The organism is Thermofilum sp. (genome assembly GCA_038741495.1).
Taxonomy (GTDB): Archaea; Thermoproteota; Thermoprotei; order Thermofilales; family Thermofilaceae; genus Thermofilum.
The window spans coordinates 217,952-240,786 of record JAVYKX010000002.1 but is presented as its reverse complement, the minus strand read 5'-3'; the positions used below and the strand labels follow the sequence as shown (position 1 = coordinate 240,786).

Annotated in this window: 23 protein-coding genes and 1 tRNA gene; 16 read left to right on the top strand and 8 right to left on the bottom strand. The window is 53.0% G+C overall.

The genetic code is table 11. From position 1 onward, the window contains the following. Nucleotides 1–48: 48 nt before the first annotated feature. The 5 genes from QXU72_06020 to rpl7ae form a co-directional block, all read right to left on the bottom strand. On the bottom strand, nt 49–342 hold the full coding sequence (locus QXU72_06020; GenBank protein ID MEM0494795.1) for a 50S ribosomal protein L14e: 294 nt from the start codon (nt 340–342) through the stop codon (nt 49–51). 68 nt (nt 343–410) lie between these two features. Beyond that, on the bottom strand, nt 411–866 hold the full coding sequence (locus tag QXU72_06015; protein ID MEM0494794.1) for an Hsp20/alpha crystallin family protein: 456 nt from the start codon (nt 864–866) through the stop codon (nt 411–413). Between the two features lie 82 nt (nt 867–948). After that, complete coding sequence (yciH, locus tag QXU72_06010; GenBank protein ID MEM0494793.1) at nt 949–1,236, bottom strand: stress response translation initiation inhibitor YciH; 288 nt, start codon at nt 1,234–1,236, stop codon at nt 949–951. Nucleotides 1,237–1,471: 235 nt separating this feature from the next. Further along, nucleotides 1,472–1,690: a 30S ribosomal protein S28e gene (locus QXU72_06005; GenBank protein ID MEM0494792.1), complete on the bottom strand. Its 219-nt coding sequence runs from the start codon at nt 1,688–1,690 to the stop codon at nt 1,472–1,474. A 301-nt stretch (nt 1,691–1,991) separates the two neighbouring features. Further along, a complete protein-coding gene (gene rpl7ae / locus QXU72_06000) occupies nt 1,992–2,381 on the bottom strand; it encodes a 50S ribosomal protein L7Ae (protein MEM0494791.1) in 390 nt (129 codons plus the stop codon). Between the two features lie 85 nt (nt 2,382–2,466). Here rpl7ae and QXU72_05995 point away from each other — a divergent pair, with 85 nt between their 5' ends. The 10 genes from QXU72_05995 to QXU72_05950 all read left to right on the top strand — a co-directional run bounded on the left by QXU72_05995 (nt 2,467) and on the right by QXU72_05950 (nt 11,560). Then, on the top strand, nt 2,467–3,627 hold the full coding sequence (locus QXU72_05995) for a methyltransferase domain-containing protein (GenBank protein ID MEM0494790.1): 1,161 nt from the start codon (nt 2,467–2,469) through the stop codon (nt 3,625–3,627). A 78-nt stretch (nt 3,628–3,705) separates the two neighbouring features. After that, nucleotides 3,706–4,419, top strand: coding sequence for an archaeal proteasome endopeptidase complex subunit alpha (gene psmA / locus QXU72_05990; GenBank protein MEM0494789.1), 714 nt, complete (start codon nt 3,706–3,708; stop codon nt 4,417–4,419). Nucleotides 4,420–4,430: 11 nt separating this feature from the next. Next, nucleotides 4,431–5,129 carry a ribosome assembly factor SBDS gene (locus QXU72_05985; protein ID MEM0494788.1) on the top strand — a complete coding sequence of 233 codons (699 nt, stop codon included), beginning with the start codon at nt 4,431–4,433 and terminating at the stop codon, nt 5,127–5,129. A gap of 108 nt (nt 5,130–5,237) precedes the next feature. Next, nucleotides 5,238–6,434 carry a redox-regulated ATPase YchF gene (locus tag QXU72_05980; GenBank protein ID MEM0494787.1) on the top strand — a complete coding sequence of 399 codons (1,197 nt, stop codon included), beginning with the start codon at nt 5,238–5,240 and terminating at the stop codon, nt 6,432–6,434. 24 nt (nt 6,435–6,458) lie between these two features. After that, a complete protein-coding gene (locus tag QXU72_05975; GenBank protein ID MEM0494786.1) occupies nt 6,459–7,325 on the top strand; it encodes an ABC transporter ATP-binding protein in 867 nt (288 codons plus the stop codon). Further along, nucleotides 7,297–8,148, top strand: coding sequence for an ABC transporter ATP-binding protein (locus QXU72_05970; protein ID MEM0494785.1), 852 nt, complete (start codon nt 7,297–7,299; stop codon nt 8,146–8,148). The genes QXU72_05975 and QXU72_05970 overlap by 29 nt, the downstream gene beginning before the upstream one ends. Further along, nucleotides 8,141–8,878 carry an energy-coupling factor transporter transmembrane component T gene (locus tag QXU72_05965; GenBank protein ID MEM0494784.1) on the top strand — a complete coding sequence of 246 codons (738 nt, stop codon included), beginning with the start codon at nt 8,141–8,143 and terminating at the stop codon, nt 8,876–8,878. Before QXU72_05970 ends, QXU72_05965 begins: the two co-directional genes overlap by 8 nt. 89 nt (nt 8,879–8,967) lie before the next feature. Then, entirely contained in the window at nt 8,968–9,885 is a 918-nt protein-coding gene (locus QXU72_05960; GenBank protein ID MEM0494783.1) for a PfkB family carbohydrate kinase, read from the top strand. Nucleotides 9,886–9,946: 61 nt separating this feature from the next. Beyond that, nucleotides 9,947–11,176, top strand: a complete 1,230-nt coding sequence (gene ilvA, locus QXU72_05955) for a threonine ammonia-lyase (GenBank protein ID MEM0494782.1) — start codon at nt 9,947–9,949, stop codon at nt 11,174–11,176. Between the two features lie 3 nt (nt 11,177–11,179). After that, nucleotides 11,180–11,560 carry a RidA family protein gene (locus tag QXU72_05950; protein ID MEM0494781.1) on the top strand — a complete coding sequence of 127 codons (381 nt, stop codon included), beginning with the start codon at nt 11,180–11,182 and terminating at the stop codon, nt 11,558–11,560. 31 nt (nt 11,561–11,591) lie between these two features. Here QXU72_05950 and QXU72_05945 read toward each other — a convergent pair. Further along, a tRNA-Leu gene (locus QXU72_05945) sits at nt 11,592–11,711 on the bottom strand. A gap of 160 nt (nt 11,712–11,871) precedes the next feature. Here QXU72_05945 and QXU72_05940 point away from each other — a divergent pair. From QXU72_05940 to QXU72_05920, 5 genes are read left to right on the top strand one after another with little or no spacing between them, the layout of a single operon-like run. Continuing rightward, nucleotides 11,872–12,447: a 50S ribosomal protein L6 gene (locus tag QXU72_05940; GenBank protein MEM0494780.1), complete on the top strand. Its 576-nt coding sequence runs from the start codon at nt 11,872–11,874 to the stop codon at nt 12,445–12,447. 3 nt (nt 12,448–12,450) lie between these two features. Continuing rightward, nucleotides 12,451–13,782, top strand: coding sequence for a tRNA(Ile)(2)-agmatinylcytidine synthase (locus QXU72_05935; GenBank protein MEM0494779.1), 1,332 nt, complete (start codon nt 12,451–12,453; stop codon nt 13,780–13,782). Between the two features lie 45 nt (nt 13,783–13,827). Next, the gene (locus tag QXU72_05930) at nt 13,828–16,032 is read left to right on the top strand and encodes an elongation factor EF-2 (GenBank protein MEM0494778.1); all 2,205 of its coding nucleotides are present in this window, start codon (nt 13,828–13,830) and stop codon (nt 16,030–16,032) included. 55 nt (nt 16,033–16,087) lie between these two features. Beyond that, nucleotides 16,088–17,674, top strand: coding sequence for a hypothetical protein (locus QXU72_05925; protein ID MEM0494777.1), 1,587 nt, complete (start codon nt 16,088–16,090; stop codon nt 17,672–17,674). Nucleotides 17,675–17,724: 50 nt separating this feature from the next. Next, complete coding sequence (locus QXU72_05920; GenBank protein MEM0494776.1) at nt 17,725–19,014, top strand: tRNA (N(6)-L-threonylcarbamoyladenosine(37)-C(2))-methylthiotransferase; 1,290 nt, start codon at nt 17,725–17,727, stop codon at nt 19,012–19,014. Here the strand turns inward: QXU72_05920 and metG are convergent. Then, nucleotides 18,992–20,704: a methionine--tRNA ligase gene (metG, locus tag QXU72_05915; GenBank protein ID MEM0494775.1), complete on the bottom strand. Its 1,713-nt coding sequence runs from the start codon at nt 20,702–20,704 to the stop codon at nt 18,992–18,994. The genes QXU72_05920 and metG overlap by 23 nt on opposite strands. Nucleotides 20,705–20,804: 100 nt before the next feature. Continuing rightward, nucleotides 20,805–22,106, bottom strand: coding sequence for an adenosylhomocysteinase (gene ahcY, locus QXU72_05910; protein ID MEM0494774.1), 1,302 nt, complete (start codon nt 22,104–22,106; stop codon nt 20,805–20,807). Between the two features lie 353 nt (nt 22,107–22,459). Here ahcY and QXU72_05905 point away from each other — a divergent pair, with 353 nt between their 5' ends. Next, nucleotides 22,460–22,834: a hypothetical protein gene (locus tag QXU72_05905; protein ID MEM0494773.1), complete on the top strand. Its 375-nt coding sequence runs from the start codon at nt 22,460–22,462 to the stop codon at nt 22,832–22,834. The last annotated feature ends 1 nt before the right edge of the window (nt 22,835 follow it).

The following is a 22,835-nucleotide window of genomic DNA, read 5'->3' as shown; positions in this document are numbered from 1 at the left end:
TTCCAAGCATTAAAGCACTCCCAAGTCTAGGGAAGTGGCTTCAGCGTGCTAAAATAGGGTCTGAAGCGATGGTCTGAGAGGCTCTCTCATAAAGTCGAGGAGCCCGGCCTTCTCCAGAGCAGCCATCACGGCCTCGTCGCTCGCACCTTTCCCGATTGGTATCCTGTGAGGCAGCGGCTCTAAATGCTTCACGTTAGCTCGCCTTCGCTTAACGCCCGTTAAACTCCTCGGGCCCGTGACTAGAACAAACTTGTCATCTATGATATCTACTACGACGCACTTTCTGCCGGCTTCACGTCCCATAGTCTTAACGCAGACACGCCCTATCTCGAATACCCTCACCCAGCTCTCACCGCAGCAGCCTCACTCAAGCTTTTTTAAAAACTTTGCCTAAAGGCCCGCTAAGATGTCTACTCTACGCTGACCTCAACCTCGCGCCTTTCCCCGCTCTTCTGGAGTATTATCGTGAGAACACCGTCCTCAAACCTCGCTCTAGCGTTATCGGGTCGAACTTTGACGGGGAGCTCTACCCGCTTGTGAACTCTCCTGTAGAATCTCTCTCTTTGAAGGTACCTCCGGCCATCCTCTTCCCGCACCCTATCCTCGCTCTTCTCCGCCCTGACCTCGACGAAGTCCTCGGTGACCATGATCTTAATTTCGTTCTTCCTAAAGCCTGGAACATCCATGTATACGAGAATGTGGTTGTCACGCTCCTCGATATCGACCAGAGGCTCATAAACGCGGAACGCATCCGGGTATAAGCTGTGAAACTTGACCAGAAACTCTTTGGTAGCAGCGTTTAGCTCTCGTCGAAGTCTCGCGATCACCGCGATAGACTCTTCTGCGATCTTACTCTCAGCAGACATGAAGTTTCTAGAGGAAAAGGGTAAGGTGGTAGAAAAACCTTCCGAAAAGTAAATGCGACGCTAACTCTGGATAGCAGCCCCCTCACTCGACTATGATGTTGCCCTCCGCGTAACCTCTCTGAATCAAGTACTCTTTAACCCTGTGCCGGTGATCACCTTGGAGCTCCATGTGGTCATCTTTGATTGTTCCTCCGCAGGCAAGGAGCGATTTGAGCTCGGAAAGCATTCTCTTCATCTCCGGATCCTTAAAGTCGAGGCCTGTGATTACGGTCACGTCTCTGTTACCTTTCCGCTTTTCAACCCTGATCTTGACAACTTGCTGCTCTTTGAAAACGCCTTTAAGTATACTCTCAAGCAGCTCAGCACTCATACCTGGCTGGCAGCGACACATCTAGCGCAGCAGGAGTTTAAATAAGTTTCCTAGCCATGATAACTGCTAAGCAGCCTTCAGCCGCTTAGGAACATTGGGGCGAACCTTCTCATAGATCCTGAAACCACAGATAGGGCAGCGGGAACCTGGAAGTATCTGGTCTTTCTTACTGAAGACAGACCCGCAGCGCAGGCACCGGTACACTTTCTCTTCTTCTAATCCTAGGCTCACGCTATCACCGAGTTGCTATTCTGCGCGCCTCTCTCTCGGTTTCACGGAGTAGCACTATGTCCCCTACCCTGACGGGACCGCGCACGTTACGCGTTAAGATTCTACCCTTATCTCTGCCCTCTAGGATGCGCACCCTCACCTGAGTCACTTCACCCGTTACCCCTGTTCTCCCTACTATCTGCACTACTTCAGCAGGAACAGCATCACTCCACTTGTCCGCCATGCTAGCCTTGTGCGCTTCTTGCGAACAGGTTAAAAGCATTACTACGCGATCCGCTCCACCGCCACCCCCTTCACCCTCTTCCTTGATGCTCACCCCTGCAAAGCGATGGAACGATATGGAGCGGAAACTGCTTTTCAACACCCCTCAGTTCTCCCGGCTGTCAGCCGCTTTAACGGCGCCAAAGAGAGAAGCAGGTGAGGTGAGCATTTGAGTGGCGGGCAAGTCATGTAAGAAGAAAGAGGTTTAAGCATTTTAAGAGAAAGCTTGCTTCAGTGTAGTTTAAGCATTTTTGAGTATAGTGTTAGGCTGAAGACTTTATCTTTATACTGCTGACCTCCCTTATTATCTCATCCACCAGGGACTTCGCCTCGCCCGGTTCGACTATCGCAGCGGAAGAAGCGCCGACGTTTATCCCAGCAGCTTTGCCAAGCCTTTCCTTAGAGGGGACGTACACGTAAGCGATCTTCTTCTCTTCACAGAGTAGAGGGAGATGCGCTACGACCTCGGGTGGGTCTACATCCTCAGCTATGAGGACAAGAACCGCTTGGCCCCTCTCAACAGCCTTAGTGGTTTCGTTGACTCCCTTCCTTATCCTGCCGCCTCTCTCACGAGCAATTGAGAGAGCCTGGTAAGCTTTCTCTGCTAACTCTGGCGGTACTTCGAACTTCACGTAAAACGGCTTCTTGGACATCTCGCTCACCTCTCGCTCATCTGCAGAGTTGCAGCATAAAAACCGTTTTTTAAACTTTTGCGATTGAGGAACAGCAGCAGCGGCGATGAGCGTGACCGCGTTTAACCTCACCCTGCACGAGAGCATGCGAGAGTATTTGGGTAGATTTTACAGCAGAATGTACCTCGAAAGGCTCCTAGCGGGCATAGCAGTTCCAGCATCTCGCTACTTCTTAAGGGTCAACACGCTTAAAATCACAAGGGAGGAGCTCGTATACACGCTGCGCGAAGAGGGGCTTGAAGTTTTTACCCACCCGGAAGTACACGAGGCGGTATACCTAAAGGTCAAGGGTCCCAACACCGTTAGAGTGCATAGAGGAAAGGTCTTCGTCGACTACCCGACAGCAGAGAGCGCTTACGTGGGTGCTAACGTTTACGCCCCCGGCGTCATAAAGGTAGAAAACGCTCTCCCCGGCGATCAAGTGACCGTTCTCAGCCCGGACAGCCGGCCGGTAGCAGAGGGGGTGCTTGTTATGGAGCCGGACGAGATTTTCTCGAAGCGTAGGGGGAAAGCCGTCGAAGTAACCTTGTCTGTCTTCAAGGTTGAGTCGCTTAGGGATCATCGCGCTTATAGTGATGGGTTGATCTATCACCAGTCGCTTCCTTCCATGATAGCCGTAAAGGTTCTCGCGCCTAAGCCGGGCTGGGCAGTTCTCGATATGTGCGCTTCCCCTGGCGGCAAAGCAACCCATGCAGCGCAGATGATGGGCGATGAGGGAGAGATCGTTGCTGTGGACAGAAGCGAGGAGAAGGTCAAAGCCATACAGGAGAACGCGCGAAGGCTGGGGTTAAGGTCGCTGAAAACCTTTATCTATGACTCCAGGTACATCTCGGAGGTTGTCGGTACGAACAGCTTCGATGCAGTGATCCTCGACCCTCCCTGCAGCGCCCTCGGTGTTAGACCTAAGCTTCGCTACTCGAGAACCCACTCGGACGTCATCAGGCTCGCTAACTACCAGAGACAATTCCTCTCTGAGGCTTACAAGGTGTTAAGGCACGGGGGTCTGCTACTCTACTCTACGTGCACTATATCGCCTCTCGAAAACGAGCTTAACATCGTCTACGCCGCTAGGGAGCTGGGCTTTAGGGTGAAGCCCGCCAATTACCTCAACGTTAGAAAACCCTTGCTCGGCATTCCAGGCCTGCTCTTCGACCCTGTGGTTAACGACACGCCAGGCTTCTTCGTGACCCTTCTCGAGAAACCCTGAGTAGCCTTGAGGCCTCTTCCCGGTCAAGAGAAAAGGAACAAGGATATAAGAGTGATTGTCTCACTAGCTCGAGAGTCCATGTTCCCTGCTGCCCCTATGGCCGGGTATGATAGAGCGATAACGATCTTCAGCCCTGAAGGCAGACTGTACCAGGTGGAGTACGCTTACGAAGCTGTTAAACGGGGAATGACGGCACTTGGTGTAAAGGCAGTCGACGGTGTCGTGCTCGCTGTAGAGAAGAGGAGCACCTCGCCCCTCGTGGAGAGCGCTGAGAAGATAAAGAAGATTGACGATCACATCGGTGTGGCATTCGCTGGGCTTTTCGGCGATGCGAGAGTGTTAATCGACCAGGCTAGGATCTACGCGCAAACGCACAGGCTGGTCTACGGGGAGCCCATACCTGTGGAGATGCTTGTAAAGAGAATCTGCGACATCAAGCAAGTTTACACCCAGCACGGAGGCGTGAGACCTTTCGGCGTAGCCTTCCTCTTCGCCGGCATTGATAGGCGCGGAGTTCACCTGATTCAGACGGATCCGGGCGGGACCTACCTTAAGTGCAAGGCTAAGGCTATAGGCGCAGGCGCCCAGAAAGCTATGGACCTCTTTGTGAAAGAATACCGGGACGATATGAAGGTGGAAGAGGCAGTGCTCCTTGCCCTGCGGGGTCTTCGGGAGGCCATGGAGGAAGGCTTTTCACCGGAGAACATCGAGCTCGCGACGATCGATGCGAAAAACCGGTCCTTCACAGTTTTCACATACGATAAGGTCGCGGAGCTTTTAGCAAAGCTGTAGGTGCCTTAGTGATGTCAAAGCGCCGCTTAACAGTAGCAAGGCTCGAGAAGGGTGGTAAGCGTTTTGAGATATTTGTTGATGTAGAGAAGGCCTGGCTCTTTAAGAGCGGCGAGCAGATTAACATCCGGGACATAGTCGAAGGCGAGTTCATATACTACGATGCCCGTCAGGGGCTGAAAGCCTCGGAGGGGGAGCTGAAAAAGTTCTTCGGCACTTCAGACCCATATCAGGTGGCAGAGCTGATCCTGAGGAAAGGAGAGCTCCTCCTAACTTCAGAGCAAAGAAGAGAGCTGATAGAAGCTAAGAGGCGCCAGATAATCGAGTTCATAGCGAGAAACGCCGTAGACCCAAGAACTAACACTCCGATACCGCCGAAAAGAATCGAGCTAGCTCTCCAGGAAGCAAAAGTCGGTGTCGATCCTTTCCAGCCTGTAGAGACACAGGTAGCTGAGATACTGAAAAAACTACGGATGATACTACCTTTAAAGATCGCTAGAGCTCTCGTTCTCGTCAGCTCTCCCCCGCAGTACGCTAGCAAGGTTCGCGCTCTTGCCTCGAAGATGGGTAAGATAGTAAAGGAGAGTTACGGGAGCGATGGCTCGCTGAACCTCGAGCTCGAGATTCCTGCAGGAATGCAATCAGCGTTGATCGAGAAAGTGGCTGAAAGCACTAGAGGCGGGGGAGAGGTTAAGCTCCTACGAGTTGAGTAGTTATTAAAGAAAGCTTAAAACCTTCCCGGTTCGCTTTAAAGCGCGGAGATTTAACGGCCTGAACACCGGTGTTAATATTCGGGGCATCTTTCCATCGCAGGTGGTGATGTGCTGCAAGTAGGCATAGTAGGTAAACCGAATACTGGGAAATCGACATTCTTCGCCGCTGCAACTCTCCTGGAGGTAAAGAGGGCACCGTACCCCTTCACGACGGTCGAGCCTAACAGAGGGATCGGGTACGTTAAAGTCAGGTGCGTGTGCAAGGAGCTGGGCGTTATCGATAACCCTCAGAACTCTGTCTGCGTGGAGGGGTGGCGTTTTGTTCCAGTAGAGTTAATCGATGTGGCGGGGCTCGTCCCCGATGCTTGGAGAGGACGCGGCCTCGGAAATATGTTCCTTGATCACCTGCGCAGGGCTCCAGTTCTCATACACGTGGTGGACGCAGCTGGCGCAACAGATGAAGAGGGCAGAGTAGTGAAGCCTGGAACCCGCGACCCGATCGAAGACGTTCTTTTCCTCGAGAGGGAGATAGAGATGTGGATGCTTCAGGTGATATCCCGCGACTGGGATAGGCTGGCGAAAACCATCGAGTATTCCAAGAACTTCGAAGAATTATACTCTCGGCTTGCAGGACTAGGAGTCAAGCCTCAAGTTACTCAGCGCGTGATGGAAGAGTTAGGTCTACAGGGAAAGAGGGTGACAAGCTGGAGTCGAGAGGATCTTTACGAGCTGGTGAAGGCTGCACGCCGCGCAGCTAGGCCGATTCTTCTAGCTGCCAACAAAATCGACATACCTGTAGCGGCTGATAACATCAAGAGGATGAGAGAAGCGCTAGGAGACAGGTACATTATAGTCCCGACATCAGCTGAGGCGGAGCTCGCCCTCAAGAGGGCTGCAAAGGCTGGAATCGTAAACTATATCCCCGGCTCCCCAGATTTCGATATCGTTGGACAGCCCACCCCCAGCCAGCTGAAAGCCTTAGAGTATATTCGCGAAAACGTCCTCAAGCCCTATGGCTCAACGGGGGTTCAGGAAGCTCTCGACAGAGCGGTATTTGACCTGCTGGAAATGATAGCCGTGTTTCCTGTCGAGAACGAGAAAAAGCTAACCGACAGCAAGGGTAACGTCCTCCCCGACGTGTACCTTATTCACCGCGACTCTACGGCGAGAGACCTAGCTTTCGAGATCCACTCGGAGCTAGGGGAGAAATTCGCGTTCGCGGTGGATGCACTCACAGGCCGCAAGCTGAGCGCTCAGGAAAAGCTAACTCACCGGATGGTGGTGAAGATAGTTACCGCGAAGTAAGTCGGGGTTGGAGGTTTGAATACCATGCTCGTAGATATTTCAGACCTCAGTTACAGATACCCGGGTGCTTCGGACTGGACTTTAAGAGGGATAAACCTCTCCGCGAGGGAGGGAGAGTTCATACTCCTGGCGGGACCCAGCGGCTGCGGGAAAAGCACTCTAGCACGCGTGCTCAACGGCTTGATACCGAATTTCTACGGTGGAGAGATTCACGGCAGCATCAACGTTTGCGGTCTCGACCCTCGAGAACACCCTACTTACGAGTTTGCCGAGTGCGTAGGCTTTGTTTTTCAGAACCCTGAGAATCAGCTCTTCTTTAACACTGTTGAACGAGAGCTGGCTTTCGGTCTCGAGAACCTCGGGCTTCCGCGAGACGAGATAGTGCGCAGAGTAGAGAAGTCTCTGAGAGAGTACCAGTTACTGGAGCTGAGGGACAGGAGCCCCTTCGAGCTCAGCGGTGGGCAGCAGCAAAGGGTAGCTATCGCATCTGTCATGGTGATGAACCCCCGGATACTTGTTTTAGATGAGCCTACAGCGAACTTGGACCCCTTAACAGCACTTCACGTGCTAGCGCTCGTTAGAAGAAAGGTCTCGGAGGAAGGCGTCCTAGCTATAGTTATAGAGCATAGGCTAGAGGTCGCTTTACCATTCGCCACAAGAGTAATCGTGATGCAGGATGGAAAAATCGTGGAAGATGGCAGTCCTTACAGCACCCTAAAGAGGTATGGGCACATCGTAGGTTTCACGCCAGCGCTTAAGCTGCTCGAGCTACTCGAGGAGGGAGGTGTAGAAATATCGCCTAACGGTGTCTCCCCTGAGAAAATCGCCCTAGCGATAGTGGAGCTATTCCGAGGGAGGGGGTATGGAGGGGGACGGGGAAGTAGCCATTAAGGTGGAAGATGTTTACTACACCTACCCGGGTGGAGTGGAGGCTCTGAGAGGAGTAAGCCTTGAGGTTAGAAAGGGTGAGATTCTAGCTATCATGGGTGAGAACGGCGCCGGTAAAACTACGCTGATTAAGCACTTTAACGGCATACTGAAGCCGACAAGGGGAAGAGTGCTCGTAGAAGGTATGGATACGAGAACGGCCAGCGTTGCGCAGATCTCGCGGGTAGTGGGGCTAGTTTTCCAGAACCCGGACCACCAGCTTTTCACCGAAAGCGTGTACGACGAAGTCGCGTTCGCGCTCAGGAACTTCAAGTTCCCGGAGGAAGTTGTTGAGCAGAGGGTAAAGTGGGCTCTCAACCTGCTTAACTTGTGGGAGTATAGGGATAGATCCCCGTTCTCCCTGAGCGTCGGTGAGAGAAAGCGCCTCACGATAGCTTCCGTCCTAGCCTACGACCCGGAAATCATAGTGCTCGATGAGCCGACTGCCGGGCAGGACTACTTGCAGAAAGAGAAAATTTCCGAGCTTCTACACCAACTACGCCTAATGGGTAAGACCATTGTGATGGTGACACACGATGTAGAGTTTGTCACGGAGCATGTCGATAGGGTAGTTCTCATGGCGAGGGGTAGAGTGATAGCTGAAGGACCCCCAAAAGCGATACTCGGCAAGCAGACGGTTCTAAGAGAAGCTAGGCTACTCCCACCGCAGATGGTACGCATATACGCGGTTCTGAAGAAGCACGGGATTATGGACGGGTCAGAGGTGCTCTGGAGACCGGACGAGCTGAGCTTGCAGCTGCTTTCAAAGCTTAAGCAGGGTGGTTGAAATCGAGGCGCTCAGAGCACTCAAATTCAAGAAAGAGAACACACCGATCGACAAGACTGACCCGCGCTCTAGGGCGCTCATCTCGCTCACGCTCGCCTTCCTATCCCTATACAGCCAATCGCTCCTAAAGCAGTCGCTCCTGCTGGCCACCGCCGCTTGTATAGCTATTGTGGCAAGACGGGGGGCTAGGTTCGTCAGCATACTAAGAGCGACAGCCCCCTTAGCGCTCCTGATATTCGTGCTAAACTACATTACAGCTCCTCAGCCCGGATGGGTTGGGCCTGCTTTGATGGCTTTAAGATTTCTCACCCTCTCGACTTCATTATCGCTATTCTTCATGACAACATCCCCGGATGAAGTATCATTAATGCTTGAGAGCGCCCACCTCCCCAGAGAGTACGCCATGCTGATAACTATGTCCTTCAGGTTCGTTCCAACCCTGGCACTAGATGTGGAGTCAGTAATGCACGCTCTACAGAGCAGAGGTTTTGAGCTGGAGAAAGGCAGCCTTACCCAGCGGGTGCGCAACTACGTCTACCTCATGGTGCCACTGATAATATTCGAAGTGAGAAGGAGCTTGATGGCTGCCGAAGCCCTAGAAGCACGTGGTTTCGGTTCTTCGAGGAAACCTACGTCCTACATTCGCTTGCGCTTCACAGCTCTGGATGGCGTAGCAATCGCGCTGGTTACCATCTACCTGCTGAGCTTCATACTTCTCGTACCGGATTAAGAAGGAGACCTTAGAAGCTCTCCTACGAGGGGCTGAAGCCGAAGAGTTGTAGTTAAGGTTATTTTGCACACGCTCAGCTTAGCGTAGGGTTGGCGCCGATGGACGTGTTTCTGGTAGGGCACCTGGTAGTCGACGTAATAGTGGCGGAGGGGAGCATGAGGAGAAAGATGGGTGGAACCGTGGCCTACGGTTCTTTTGCCGCGATGAAGCATCGCGCCAGGCCTCACATAGTGTCTAAGATAGGGTTGGATTTCCCTGACGAGTACCTCATGTCCCTCTCGAGAAGCGGTGTGGACATTTCTCATATACAGGTTTCGAGAAGCATGCCCACGACTAAGTTTAAGCACGTGTACGAGCGCGATGAAAGGATCTCCTACCTGCTTACGAGGTGCGAGGATATACTTCTAGGCGATATCCCGCTAGAGAAGATCAGAGGTAGTGCTGTTATAATCGGTGCTCTAATCGGAGAGATCCCTCCAGATGCCGTTCAAGAGATAGCGGAGAGAGCCGCCCTCACAGTTAGTGACTTACAGGGCTACGTTAGGAGAATCGACGAGAAGAGGAGAGTTAAGCTCGTCTCCACACCCGAAGCACGTCTTATCATACCTTTATCCGACATTACTCACGCTGAAGTCAGCGAAGCTAGAGTACTCTACGGCGACGCTGAGCCTCCTAAGCTAGCTGAGAAGCTCGTAAAAGATGGGGCGGGAATGTCCCTAGTCACTATGGGCAGCGGGGGAGCCTACGTTGCGACTTCCCAGAGGGTTTACTACGTACCGGCAGCTAAGTCCTCCGAGGTTATTGACAGGACGGGCGCAGGAGACGTCTTCACTACTGTGTTCGCAATCGAATACATGAACTCCGGTGACGTGAAGGAGGCTGCGGCCTATGCTGCAGCAGCCGTATCCTTCCTCATAGAGAAGCCGGGCTTTAACGGGTTGAGAGACAGGTGGGAACTTAGGGGTAGGGCAGAGCAGGTACTCGCCAACGTTAAAGAGGTGGTTTAGAACGCTTCAAGTTTTTCTTATCCGGTAAAAGACTTTAATCACGCAAGACCGTAAGTTGTTTGTGCTTGGAGAAAAGCTAGCAGAGGAAATTACGCTGAGAATAAAGGAAGCCCGGGAGATTCTCAAGCCGGCGGTCCACCGGACACCAATCGTTTTCAGCAAAACGCTATCAGATATCGCGAAGGCTGAGGTTAGTTTAAAGCTCGAAAACCTGCAGAAAACAGGGGCTTTCAAGGTTAGAGGTGCCTACTACAAGCTATCCAAGCTTCTGCAGGCCGGCAGAGTAGAAAAAGTGGTCACGGCAAGTTCCGGAAACCACGCTCAGGGCGTCGCCTACTCGGCATCAGTCCTCGGAGTTAAAGCAATCGTCGTTATGCCGAAGCATACACCCTTCTACAAGGTTAACGCGACGAGAAGCTACGGAGCGCAGGTGGTTCTCCATGGAGATACCTACGATGAAGCTTACGCTTACGCGGTTGAGCTGGCTGAGAAGGAAAGAATCCCTCTCGTGCACCCCTTCGACGATCCCGAGATAATCGCGGGGCAGGGCACCATAGGGGTAGAAATCTACGAGGATCTACCCAATGTTGAGACCGTTCTGGTGCCTGTGGGAGGCGGGGGGCTAATCTCAGGGATAGCTATCGCTCTCAAGAGGCTCAACAGCCGAGTAAAAGTGATCGGCGTTCAGCCGACAGGAGCCCCCTCAATGTATCTCTCTTACCGCCACGGGCAACCGGTAGAAACACCCCGCGTCTTCAGCATCGCGGACGGAGTCATCGTGAAAAAGCCCGGAAAGCTCACCTTTGAGCTCGTACAAGAATTTGTAGACGACATCGTTGTCGTAGACGATAGAGAGATCGCTAAAGCTGTGTTTCTACTTCTAGAGCGGGCTAAAACGGTAGCAGAGCCTGCAGGTGCTCTCTCCGTAGCTGCACTAACGTCAGGCGCGTACGATGCGAGGGGAAAGAAAGTGGCGTGCGTGATTTCCGGCGGGAACATTGACCCCTCGCTTCTCTCGAGAATCATAAACCAGGTACTCTTCCTGGAGGGGCGGCAAGTCCGAATCCAAGGGATTTTACCCGATAAGCCCGGCCAGCTGAAGAGAGTTGTCGACCCCATAGCGGAGCTCGGCTTCAACATAATCGAGATCTATCACGAGAGGCTTAATCCGCTCATTAACCCCGGCATGGCGCAGGTTACGCTGGGGCTTGAGGTACCCTCGCGTGAGTCTGTAGAGATCCTTCTGCTGAAGCTTAAAGAGCTAGGCTTGGAGTTCACCTTGGTGAGCTAGGGTATGGAGAAGAAGAGCGTAGTGTTCACGGAGAAAGCTCCTAAACCTATTGGCCCCTACAGCCAGGCAGTAGCTGCGGGGCCTTTCGTATTCGTTTCCGGACAAATCCCCATAGACCCCTCTACGGGTCAGCTAGTCTCCGGAGATATAAAGGAGCAGACACGGAGGGTACTCGAAAACGTGAAAGCAATTCTCGAGGCGGCCGGCTCTGATCTGAGTAAAGTCGTTTACGTGATAGCATACCTGAAGGACCTCAGCCTATTCAGCCAATTCAACGAAGTTTACTCCGAGTATTTTTCTGAATCGAAGCCTGCTAGAGTAACCGTCCAAGCAGAGATACCCCGCAACGCCCTAGTAGAAATATCGGTAATCGCGCTAAGGTAAGCGCGGCTCCGGGAAGCACTCAGGAAAAGGATGGTGCGGGGGCCGGGATTCGAACCCGGGCAGGCCAGCGCCAGCGGAGCTCCCATTATGCAATCCTGAGTGTGGGCCCCGGAGGGGTCCGCCCCCTTTGACCTAGCTCGGGCACCCCCGCCAGGAAGACAGCAAAGGTTCAGTGGTATATCCTTTGCGCTGCCCTTGCTTCCCTCGTTAGCGATTCTGCCGGCATTACAGCTCGAGCGAAGGGCAGGTAAACGGACTACTGGTCTTGCTATAAGGTTAAATACCGATCGACTCCCTCTGTTTCGAGCCTTATGAGGGTCTACCGGGTGGTAAGAAGAATCGAAGTACCTCAAGGCGTGTCGGTGAAGGTGGAGGGAAAGAGAGTCGTGGTGAGTGGACCTCTTGGGAGTGTGGAGAAAGACTTTTCGCACGCTAAGAATATCCTAGTGAAGCTCGAAGACGGTGCTGTTGTCGTGGAGACTTTCAACGCTACTAAGAAAGATTATGCGTTAGTAAACACTTTGGCTGCTCACATAGAGAACATGATTGAGGGTGTTACCAAAGGGTACAGGTACAAGCTGAAAATCGTTTATGCCCACTTCCCGATGAACGTGAAAGTTGAGAACAACCGCGTCGTAATCGAGAACTTTTTAGGGGAGAGAGGTAAGCGCTACGCCACCGTACTACCCGGAGTGAAGGTGAAAGTCGAGAAAGAAGAAATTATCGTCGAGGGCGTCGACAAAGACGCGGTAGCCCAGACAGCAGCCAACATTCATCTATCAACACACCTTACCGGCGATAGAGCCCGAAGCCCGCATGGAAGAGAGGGCAGTGGACCCGGCATACTGGACGGCATCTACTTATACGCTGTAGAGAGCATTCGCTGAGAGATGGAGCTCCACATCGGCTTAGATGACACCGACTCGCCGAGAAGCGGGTGCACAACTTACCTAGGTTATTTGATTGCTCTCAAGCTGAAGCTCAGAGGAGTGAGATTTCTCGACCTCCCCTACCTGGTTAGGCTTAACCCCAATGTTCCTGTTAAGACGAGAGGCAACGGTGCGGTTTCCCTTCATGTCGATGTGGAAGCTAGAGATGTGGATAAGGTTGTAGAGGAGTGCGAGAGCACAGTGATGTCGCTTTCCGAGAAACATGGGAAAACTTCTCCCGGATTACTTGTAGCGACCAGAGACGCTCTAGCAGAGCTGAGGCCTTTCTACGAGCGTGCTCTGCACGAGTTCATTCCAAGGACTTTCGCTGAAAGAGTGCTCGATAAGTTGGTATCAGAGGGGAAGATTCTCTCAGCGGCACATAAGGGTAGAGGGATTGTGGGCGCTGCCGCCGCTATAGGCGCGTTCAAGATGGCAAGCTTCACCTACGAGCTCCTTGTTTACAGGACGAAAAGCGGTGTGAATAAGCGGGAGCTGCTACCAACGCTCCTCGAGCTTGACAAGAAGCACAGACCTCTTCTCTTCTCGACTTACGATTACGCTGAAAGGCGCCTTCTCGCAGCGCCTGGGGGAGAAACTCCAGTTGTGCTGGGGCTGCGTGGGTTAGACCCGAACTTGCTTCTAGAAGCGGCCTCTCTTCTCGAAAAGAAGCATGGCCTGCGAGAATGGATTATCTACAAAACTAACCAGGCAACTCAGGCTCATCTTCGCTTCAAGAGTATAGCGGATATTCACCCTTACGACTCTGTGCTGGTAAAGGGCAGAGTTGCTTCACGCCCGAGAGTACTCCAGGGAGGACACGTAAAGCTGACGGTCTGCGATTCAACAGGCTGTATCGACACTATGTTCTTCTGGGAAACGGGCAGGTTGAGGAAAGCTGCCAAACTGCTTAGAGAAGGCGACCTAATCGAAGTTGGCGGGGGCGTAATCCCGCAGCGGGGGCTCGCTGTAAACGCGGAGGTACTCCGGGTTATCGAGGTTCAACCCCTCGAAGTGATCTATAACCCGTTGTGCCCGCGCTGTGGAGCGAGGATGAAGTCCGCGGGTCGTGGAAAGGGATTCAAGTGCTCAAAGTGCGGGTACCGGTCCTCTAGCGATAGGAAGAATACCGCAGTGAAGCCGCGCCTGCTGGAGCCTGGTGTTTACCTCCCTAGCCCCAGATCCTACAGGCACCTGACTCGCCCCCCCGACGTGCTTGGCATCGAAGCGCTTGAAGCCCCATTGAACGCTCCGTGGGTATCCGAGCCGCAGGAAAGGCTCGATGCTAGGTAATGAATAAAAGCCATTCTGCCCTCGCGGGAACGAGGTGAAATTTGCGTGCCCAGGTACAAGCAAGTCGAGGAGATTGCAAAAATCATGAGAAACGTCGAGCAGGTCAGGAACATCGGCACCTTAGCCCACGTAGACCACGGGAAGACAACGACCTCGGATTCTCTCCTGATGGGTGCCGGCATCCTTAGCCCTAAGGTTGCTGGACAGGCCTTGGCGCTGGACTACGTCGAGATTGAGCAGCTAAGGCAGATGACCGTGAAAGCGGCGAACGTATCCCTGTACCACGAGTGGGAGAATAAGCCCTACGTGGTAAATCTCGTGGACACTCCCGGACACGTTGACTTTACGGGCCATGTCACGCGCAGTTTGAGAATGATGGATGGCGGCATAGTTGTCGTAGACGCTGTGGAGGGCGTGATGACTCAGACAGAGACCGTTGTGCGCCAAGCACTACAAGAGTACGTGAAACCTCTCCTCTACATAAACAAGGTGGATAGGCTTATCAAGGAGCTTCGGCTAGGTCCCCGAGAGATTCAACAAAGATTCGTGGAAATCGTGAAGGAGTTTAACGGGTTGATAGAGCTTTATGCAGACAAAGAGTTTAGAGATAAGTGGAAGGTTGACATCGCGAAGGGCCAGGTTGCTTTCGGCAGCGCCCTCCACAAGTGGGGACTCACAGTACCCATAGCAGTAGAGAAAGGAGTGAAGTTCGACTACATAATCGACGCGTACGAGCACGGTAACCACGAGGAGTTGGCACGAGATTTTCCCCTCTACGTAGCTCTCCTCGACATGGTCGTAGAGCACATCCCCAACCCTCGCGAAGCTCAGAAGTATAGAGTGCCTCGGCTATGGCGTGGAGAGTTAAGCAGCGAAATCGGGAAAGCCATGCTGGAGTGCGACCCGGAGGGGCCAACAGTCGTTGCCGTGAGTAAGATCACCGTAGACCCTCACGCTGGTCAGGTAGCAACCGGTAGGGTATTCAGCGGTACTGTCGTGGAGGGGCAAGAAGTCTATCTTGTTAACGCGAAGGACACTGGGAAAGTTCTGCAAGTGGGCCTCTACATGGGACCCTACAGGGAGAAGATAGAGCAGGTACCTGCAGGGAACATCGTCGCTATCCTAGGGCTTGATAAAGCGCGTGCCGGGGAGACCGTAGTTGACTCGAGATTCAAGGATGTGATGACGCCTTTCGAGCACCTTGCCTACGTCGCGGAGCCCGTAGTCACTATAGCTATCGAGCCCAAGAGGAGCGGCGATCTACCCAAGCTGGTAGACGCTCTAAGGAAGCTTGCGATCGAGGACCCCACACTCAAGGTTTACATCAACCAGGAGACCGGTGAGTACCTGATAAGCGGTGTGGGAACTCTGCACCTCGAGATCACGCTATGGGATCTGAAGCAGAGGACCGGGCTGGATATAGTGACCTCTCCGCCGATAGTGCGGTACAGAGAGACCGTGAGGGAGAAAGGCGAAGTCTTCGAGGGTAAATCGCCGAACAAGCACAATAAGCTGTACCTCTACACCGAGCCTCTCAACGAGGAGACTATAAAGCTCATGCAGGAGGGCAAGGTTTACGCGGACCAGGACTGGCGTGAGAGAGCAAATATCCTCCGCGAGTACGCTGGCTGGGACACGGACGAGGCCCGAAACATCTGGGATATCGACGAGAACTTCAACGTGATCGTCAACCGCACCACAGGCGTTCAATACCTCAGGGAAGTGCGGGACACTATAGTTCAAGGTTTCAGATGGTCGATGGAGGCAGGCCCTCTCGCCCAGGAGCCGGTGCGTGGAGTAAAGGTCGTGCTTGTCGACGCGGTGCTCCACGAAGACCCTGCGCACCGCGGTCCCGCGCAGATTATGCCGGCAACTAAAAACAGCATCATGGCATCGTTCTTGTCCGCGAAGCCCACCTTGCTGGAGCCCATACTGAAAGTGGACATCAAAGTACCGTCAGCGCAGCTAAGCGGAGCACTAACCGTCCTCAACAGGCACAGAGGTAAGATAATATCGATGGAGGAGAAGGGCCTTGTAATGCGTGTGCTAGCAGAGCTCCCAGTAGCGGAGAGCTTCAACATCGCGGATGAGTTCAGGGAAGCGACTCAGGGTAGGGCCTTCTTTGCCTACGAGTTCCTGAAGTGGGCGCCGGTACCTTCAGGCCAGCTTGAACAACTTGTGCTCGCTATTAGGGAGAGGAAAGGACTTCCGAAGAAGCTACCCAGAGTAGAGGACTACGTAGGACCCTAGACCTCGGGAAAGCAGATCACTTAACTTTTTAAGCCTGTCTATCGCTTCGCCTCCGATGCGCGTCGAGAGGCTGGCTATCCTGCTCCTAGTAGTCCTTATGTTAGCGCGCACAGCGAGTGCGCAAGAAGCGAGCCAGAGCACCGCAGAATTAGCGCACATGAGTATTCAAGGTCGAATAGAGTATGGTTACGCGCTCCTATTTGCTAGCGTTAAATTCCCGAGACCTGTGAACAGTTTTTCGCTAAACATTAGCGACTTTGGAGACAGAATTCTTCTCGCGTTTGCTAGGGTTGATGGCCAACAGGTAAGTGGACGCGTTTCAGGTGAACTTCTGACTTTCGAGTTTACTAGAGAGTTTACTGAGGCAAATGTTACGCTAGTTATCAGCGCGTTATCTGCTAACGCGACCACGCTTTCAGTCGCTTTACCTGTGCCTCTAGCGCCTCTCGGAGTGATAACGAACGTCACGGGTAGCTTCACCATCGGCACAGCGTTTACCGTAGAGACCATCCTCGGAAGCAGTTCACAAGGAGTGGTGAAGTACAATTTAACCGCTGTGCCGAGCGCTTGCGACGTTGTACGTGCATGGGCTCCTTTGAGCAGCGTGCAGATGGTGAGAGTCACTTTCCTCAATAGAACGATCTTGCTATCACCCGGTAAGGTAGAGTATGTGGACTCTTTACACCTAGTATCGGAGGGAGAAATGCCTACCACCAGCCTGAGGCTAACACTTCCTTCAGCTTTCACGCTCGACGCTGTCGAGGCATCTCTCTTCAAGTATCCTTCGAGGTACATTAGTCAGTATTCTGCAAAGAACGAGACACTCATCGTCATCAGCCTTCTACCCGCTCTGCAAGGTGCAGGTCAAAGAAGCATAATCACTTTACGCTACTCGTCCCCTCTGAACGGGACCGTAGACGCGTACATGGGCTTAGGCCCCTTTATCCAGAACTACACAGTGCGCGTGTGCATCGAAGGAACAGCTACCCTTAGCCCAAGCGCTTCTAGAGTTGAAAAAGTGGGCTCTTCGATGCAATGCTACTCACTGCCACCTGCAGGCCCACTGCTGCAGCCTGGTATGTACTCACCCGTCAGAGTAACGCCCAGTTTCGCGCAAACCTCGGGAGGCTTCCTACCGCTCATAGGAGTTGTGATTACAGTAGCTGTTGTGGGAGCGGCCGGCTACCTAGTACTCCGCAAGGAGAGACCTAAGGAGCAGGCGGTCCTCGAGAAGGCAGCCGAGGAGGGCTCTGCGGAGAAGGTCAGGAAACTTATTGAAGACTGGAGAAATGACATTATTACGCTGGTTAAGCAGCTTAGAGAGTACAGAGCGAGGGGCGCTGGAACGACCAAGATGATCAGCCTGCTAAATAGTCACATGAGGCGCGACTCCGCCTTTAGCTCGGAGCTACGAGCTTTCTTAACAACACTCGGACAACGGGGAGAGAAAGCGCTCGGAACTCTGGCTACGATAGAGAGCGAAATTAACAGCTGTGTGGAAAGCTTACTGGAGGTCGAGCGACTGTACCGTAGAGGAAGAATTACAAAGCACGAGTACAAGCAAAAGGTTGACGAGTTGGAGGAGAAGCTGCTCAGGCTCGCTGAGAGTTTAGGGAGAGTGTACAGACAGCTGCCACTGTGAGAGATCCTTTACTCCCCCTTCCCTAAGTTTCTGATCTGAATGTCCACCGGGTGCCGGCAGTGAAAGTTTACCTCGAAGTCCACGGCTGCTGGCTTAGCAAGGCGGAAGGGGAGATCGCCAGATCACTGCTGGAGAAAGCAGGCTACACTGTTTCTAGCGACGCTAGAGACGCCGATGCCATCGTCGTTGTAACCTGTGCTGTTCGCGGAGATACAGAGGTGGCTATGCTTAAGAGGCTGAGAGAGCTGCGCGAGAAAGCTCCTCACGCACGCTTCGTAGTCGCAGGCTGTTTAGTTAATGTTAGACCGAAGAGCATACTCAGCATCACGCCCGAAGCCGCATTAGTTGAGCCCGATGCCCTTGACCACGTTGTCGACGCCCTAGAATCCAGGGACCCGGTCTACATAGTGCGAAAGTACCAGAGGAACCTTTCGATTCTCCCGGAGTACCGGGGTGGGCCTACCTACGTAGTTCCCATAGAGAGCGGTTGCACAGGATCCTGCAGTTTCTGCGTTGAGTGGGTGGCTAGGGGGCGGCAGGTGAAGAGCTACCCGGTTGAGAGCATCGTAAAGGCAGTGAAGGAGGCGGTGGCGAGAGGGGCTAGGGAGATATATCTCACAGGCCAGGATGTAGCGAGCTATGGGATTGGTAGCAGGAGCTCTTTACCCGAGCTGGTAGAGACGCTGCTTGAAGAAGTACAGGGCAGGTACAGGATTAGGCTCGGCATGATGGAACCAATTATGACAGCGAAAATCGCTGAAAAGCTGCTACCGCTGTTTAAGGATGAAAGACTCTACCGTTACTTCCACCTCCCAGCCCAATCTGGCGATGACCAAGTACTGAGACTTATGAGGCGAAGATATACAGTGAGCGCTTACGAAGAATTAGTAGCAAAAATACGCAGTAGCGTGGGGACGCTGAGCCTGGCGACAGACATCATAGTCGGTTTCCCGGGAGAAAGCGATGAAAGTTTCAGGAACACTCTTAGCTTTATCGAGAGATTAAGGTTCGACAAAGTGCATGTTGCTAGATACACTCTTAGACCCTTCACGCTGGGGTATGTTAGCTACGACAACATACCAGAGCACGTGAAGAAGGCGCGAAGCCGCGAGGCCTCTTCAGTAGCTTTGCGAATCGCTGCCGAGGTTAATAGGAGCTACGTTGGGAGGACCGTCGAAGTGTTAATCAACGGAACTTCCTTCAGAGGGGATGTAGCTGGTAGAACTCCGGAGTACAAGCTGGTGATCATGAAAGGTTACCATGTGCAGCCGGGAGAGTTTGTAAAAGCTCGCATAGTGGGGGCGACGGCGCTGCACCTTATTGGAGAAGTTGTTGACTAGAGATTCTCTCCCGGATGCTCTCGATCTTCTGCACAGCCGCTTTAATGTCCTCGTCGGTGATCTTCGAGAACAGAGGCTTGGGCTCGAGCAGATCCTGCCCTGGTGGTAAGGGCTCGAGAGCTTCTATCCACAGATGGTTTGCTAGATTATCATTGTAACCGAGAAGGTTCCAGATTCTATCAGCGCTGGAGGGTATCATCGGGTAAAGCATTACAGCCAGAGCTTTAACTACCTGTAGCAGATCGAAAACGATACCCGAAGCGTCCTTCGGATCGAGCTCCCAGGGTTTCTCTTCGTTCAAGAAAGCGTTACCGGCGCTCGAGAGAGCCAGTATCCTCGACAAAGCCTCCTTAAATCTGAAAGCATCCATGCTGAGCGTTACCTGGTCGAAGCGCTTTCTCAACTCCTCAGTTAAGCGTTCCGCTCGTCTACTGCTCGGCGCTGGAACTTTGCCGTCGTACCGGCGGTACGCGAGCACAAGGACTCTGTGAATAAAGTTTCCGATATTGTCGATAAGCTCGTTGTTTATAACTCGCTGGAACTCCTCCCAGGTGAAGTTCGTGTCCCTAGCTTCGGGACGGAGGGCGATGAGGGCGAAGCGCCAGTAGTCTACTGGGAATACCTCAAGCGCCTCGTCTATCCACACGCCTACTCTCTTACTCTTGGAGAACTTTAACCCCTTAAATAGCAGGTACTCAGTTGAGGCGACGGTCCACGGGAGAACGTAGCCTTCACCGCTCGCCATGAGAAGTGCAGGTAGTATCAGCGTGTGGAACGGGATGTTGTCCTTACCTATGAAGTACACACTTCTCGTCGAGGGGTCAAGCCAGAAATCCTTCCAGCGTTCGGGCTCCCCTCTCCTCCTGAAGTACTCTATAGTGGCCGAGATGTACCCAAGAACAGCTTCCATCCAAACGTAGATTGTTTTATCCTCAGCGCCTGGAAACGGTGCGGGAATCCCCCACTTGTTGTCGCGGGTAAGAGCCCGAGGCCTCAGCCCGTCCTTCAAGATTTGAAGACTCATGTTCTTTGCGTTAGAGGGAAGGTTCTCGTTGCCCTTAATGTACTCCTCTAAGGCGCTCTGCAGTTTCGGCAGATCAAAGAACCAGTGCTTAGTGGTCCTCAGCACCGGCGTGCCTCCGCAAATAGAGCAGCGGGGGTTTAGCAGTAGTGTTGGCTCAAGAAGCCTGCCACAGTTCTCGCATTGATCACCGTAAGCTTTCTCGTAGCCGCAGTAGGGGCACGTGCCCGTGACGAACCTATCGGGGAGGAAGAGCCCGTCGTTAGGGCAGTAGTAGAGCTGTACGACTTCTTCAAAAACGTAGCCATTTTTGTACACTTTATCATAAAACTCGTGCACAAATTGCTTGTGCACGTCGCTTTCCGTCGTAGAGTAGTTATCGAAACTTATGTTCCATCTTTCAAACAGGCTTTGAATAGTTTTGTGATTGCTCTCAGCCAGGTCCTTGGGGCTAACACCCCTTTTAAGAGCCTCCACCTCTATAGGTGTCCCGTGCATGTCAGACCCGCTTACGAAGACCACGTCAGCTCCCTTCATCCTCAGGTACCGGGCGGCGACGTCAGCGGAAAGAATAGACCCTATCAAGTTACCTAGGTGAGGTACCCCGTGCACGTACGGCCAGGCAGCCAGCACGAGCCACTTTTCCTTGCGCTCCGACAGCGGTATCACCCAAACGCGAGTCCTTCACAGGCTATAAATCGTTCACCAGTGTATGAACTCCACGCATGCGCTCTAGCCAGCGAGAAAGCTTCGAGAGCCCCGCAACGAGCTAAATGCTCCACGACGATAGGTAATTTACCTGCTCTGGAGTCAGCTTCTCAATCATCACTCCCAGCGACATTAGCTTTAATCTTGCAACGCGCCGATCCAGGCTTCGGGGTAGCTTGAGCACCTTACGCGGCATAGCACCTCCTCTTCTGTGAAGCAGCATCACTGCTAAGACTTGGTTGCCGAAAGACAAGTCCATAACCTCGCTCGGGTGTCCCTCGGCAGCAACCAAGTTCACGAGCCTTCCCTCGGCTAGCAAGTACAGCCTTCTACCGTCGCGGAGTGTGAACTCATCAACATAGTCGCTTATCCTTCTCCTGGAGACAGCTAGCTCTCCGAGATCCTTCAGAGAAATTTCCACGTTGAAGTGTCCCGAGTTGGCCAGAATCGCTCCATCCTTCATCCTCTCTAAATGCTCCCTCCTGATAACATTGATGTTACCGGTAGCCGTGATGAAAACATCGCCTAGGCTTGCGGCTTTTAACATGTCTGTGACCTCGAACCCCTCGTAGTAAGCTTCGAGAGCTTTGATAGGGTCAGCTTCCACGACCACCACGCGGGCACCCATCCCCCTTGCTCTCCAAGCTATACCACGCCCCACCCACCCGTAACCGGCCACGACAACAACTTTGCCCGCGAGCAGGATGTTCGTCGCGCGAAGTATGCCGTCGATCGTCGACTGTCCAGTGCCAAATCGATTGTCGAAAAGGTACTTCGTCCTGGAGTCGTTGACTGCTATCACCGGGTACAGCAGCTTTCCCTCTCTTTCGAGTGCTTTCAGCCTGATCACACCTGTTGTGGTCTCTTCAGTGCCTCCTCGAACGCTCCTAGCGGTATCCGGAGAGAGAAACTTCGATCCCACAGCGTAATCGATTCCTTCGCGCACGTCGTGAGCGATCTTGTGCAGCATGACCGTAAGGTCTCCTCCATCATCCATGGTGATGTGCGGCCCTATACTCGCGGCAGACGCTATCGCGTTGAAGTACTCTTCCTCGTTCATCCCCCGCCACGCGTACACGTGCACACCCTCCCTAGCAAGGAAAGCAGCTACATGATCCTGCGTTGAAAGCGGGTTAGATGCTGACAGAGCAACTTCAGCTCCCGCATCGCGGAGCGTGAGCATCAGAACGGCCGTCTCCTTCGTTACGTGCATACACGCCGCTATCCTGACTCCCTGCAAAGGCTTCTTGAAGGATAGAAGCCTTCTAAGCCTAGATACAACCGGCATGTGGACCTCGGCCCACTCTACCGCAATCTTCCCCTTGTCTGCTAGGGAGATATCCCTAACCTTATACTCCGCCATAAGCTGTCCACTCCAGTTAGCCGAGCGGAAATATATTCCTGCACCCGATCGGCGCTACTGCTTGTGCCCGCCTCGTCCTACGACTATGATAAATTCCTAATACTATCACTTTCAGCACACTATCTCGGACACTATTATCAAGTAGATTGACAGGAGTAAAGAGCAGAGAGGTTATGATGGCGCTCAGGGACCTCCTCCGCACAGTGCTATACTCAGACTCGGACATCCCGCTGGTAATAAAGCGCGATACTTCGTTAAAGTCAGCTCTTCAATTTTTAAAATTTAAAGCTGGGCAGCGTGTAAAACTTCCATACTCTTACGCCTTGACGCTCATCCGGGAAGGTGCGGCCGAAGTGGATAGCGAACAGCTTCCTGCGATCTCAACTGTAAAAAAGTGCACGTGGGCTGAGGAGAAGAGCGATGAGCTGCAGCCTCTGGAAGAAGACTTTTACCTGAAACTAGCGCTCTACGTTAGAGATCTGAAAGATAGAGCTAGGAGAGGCGACGGCACAGCAGAAGAGAACTACCGAAAGATACGGATAGCAGCAACAGACCTGATAAGGCTCAGAACGCTGAAAATAGCACAGCTGGCTCTCAGGAACCCGGCTCCCCTCAGAGAGAAGATGAAGAACATGACACGAGAAGAGCAGATATTCTACGTGAGCCTTTGCTCGCAGATTGCTACGTGGATGAGCGATCTAAGTGAGATGATTTTCGGTGAGAAGTAGT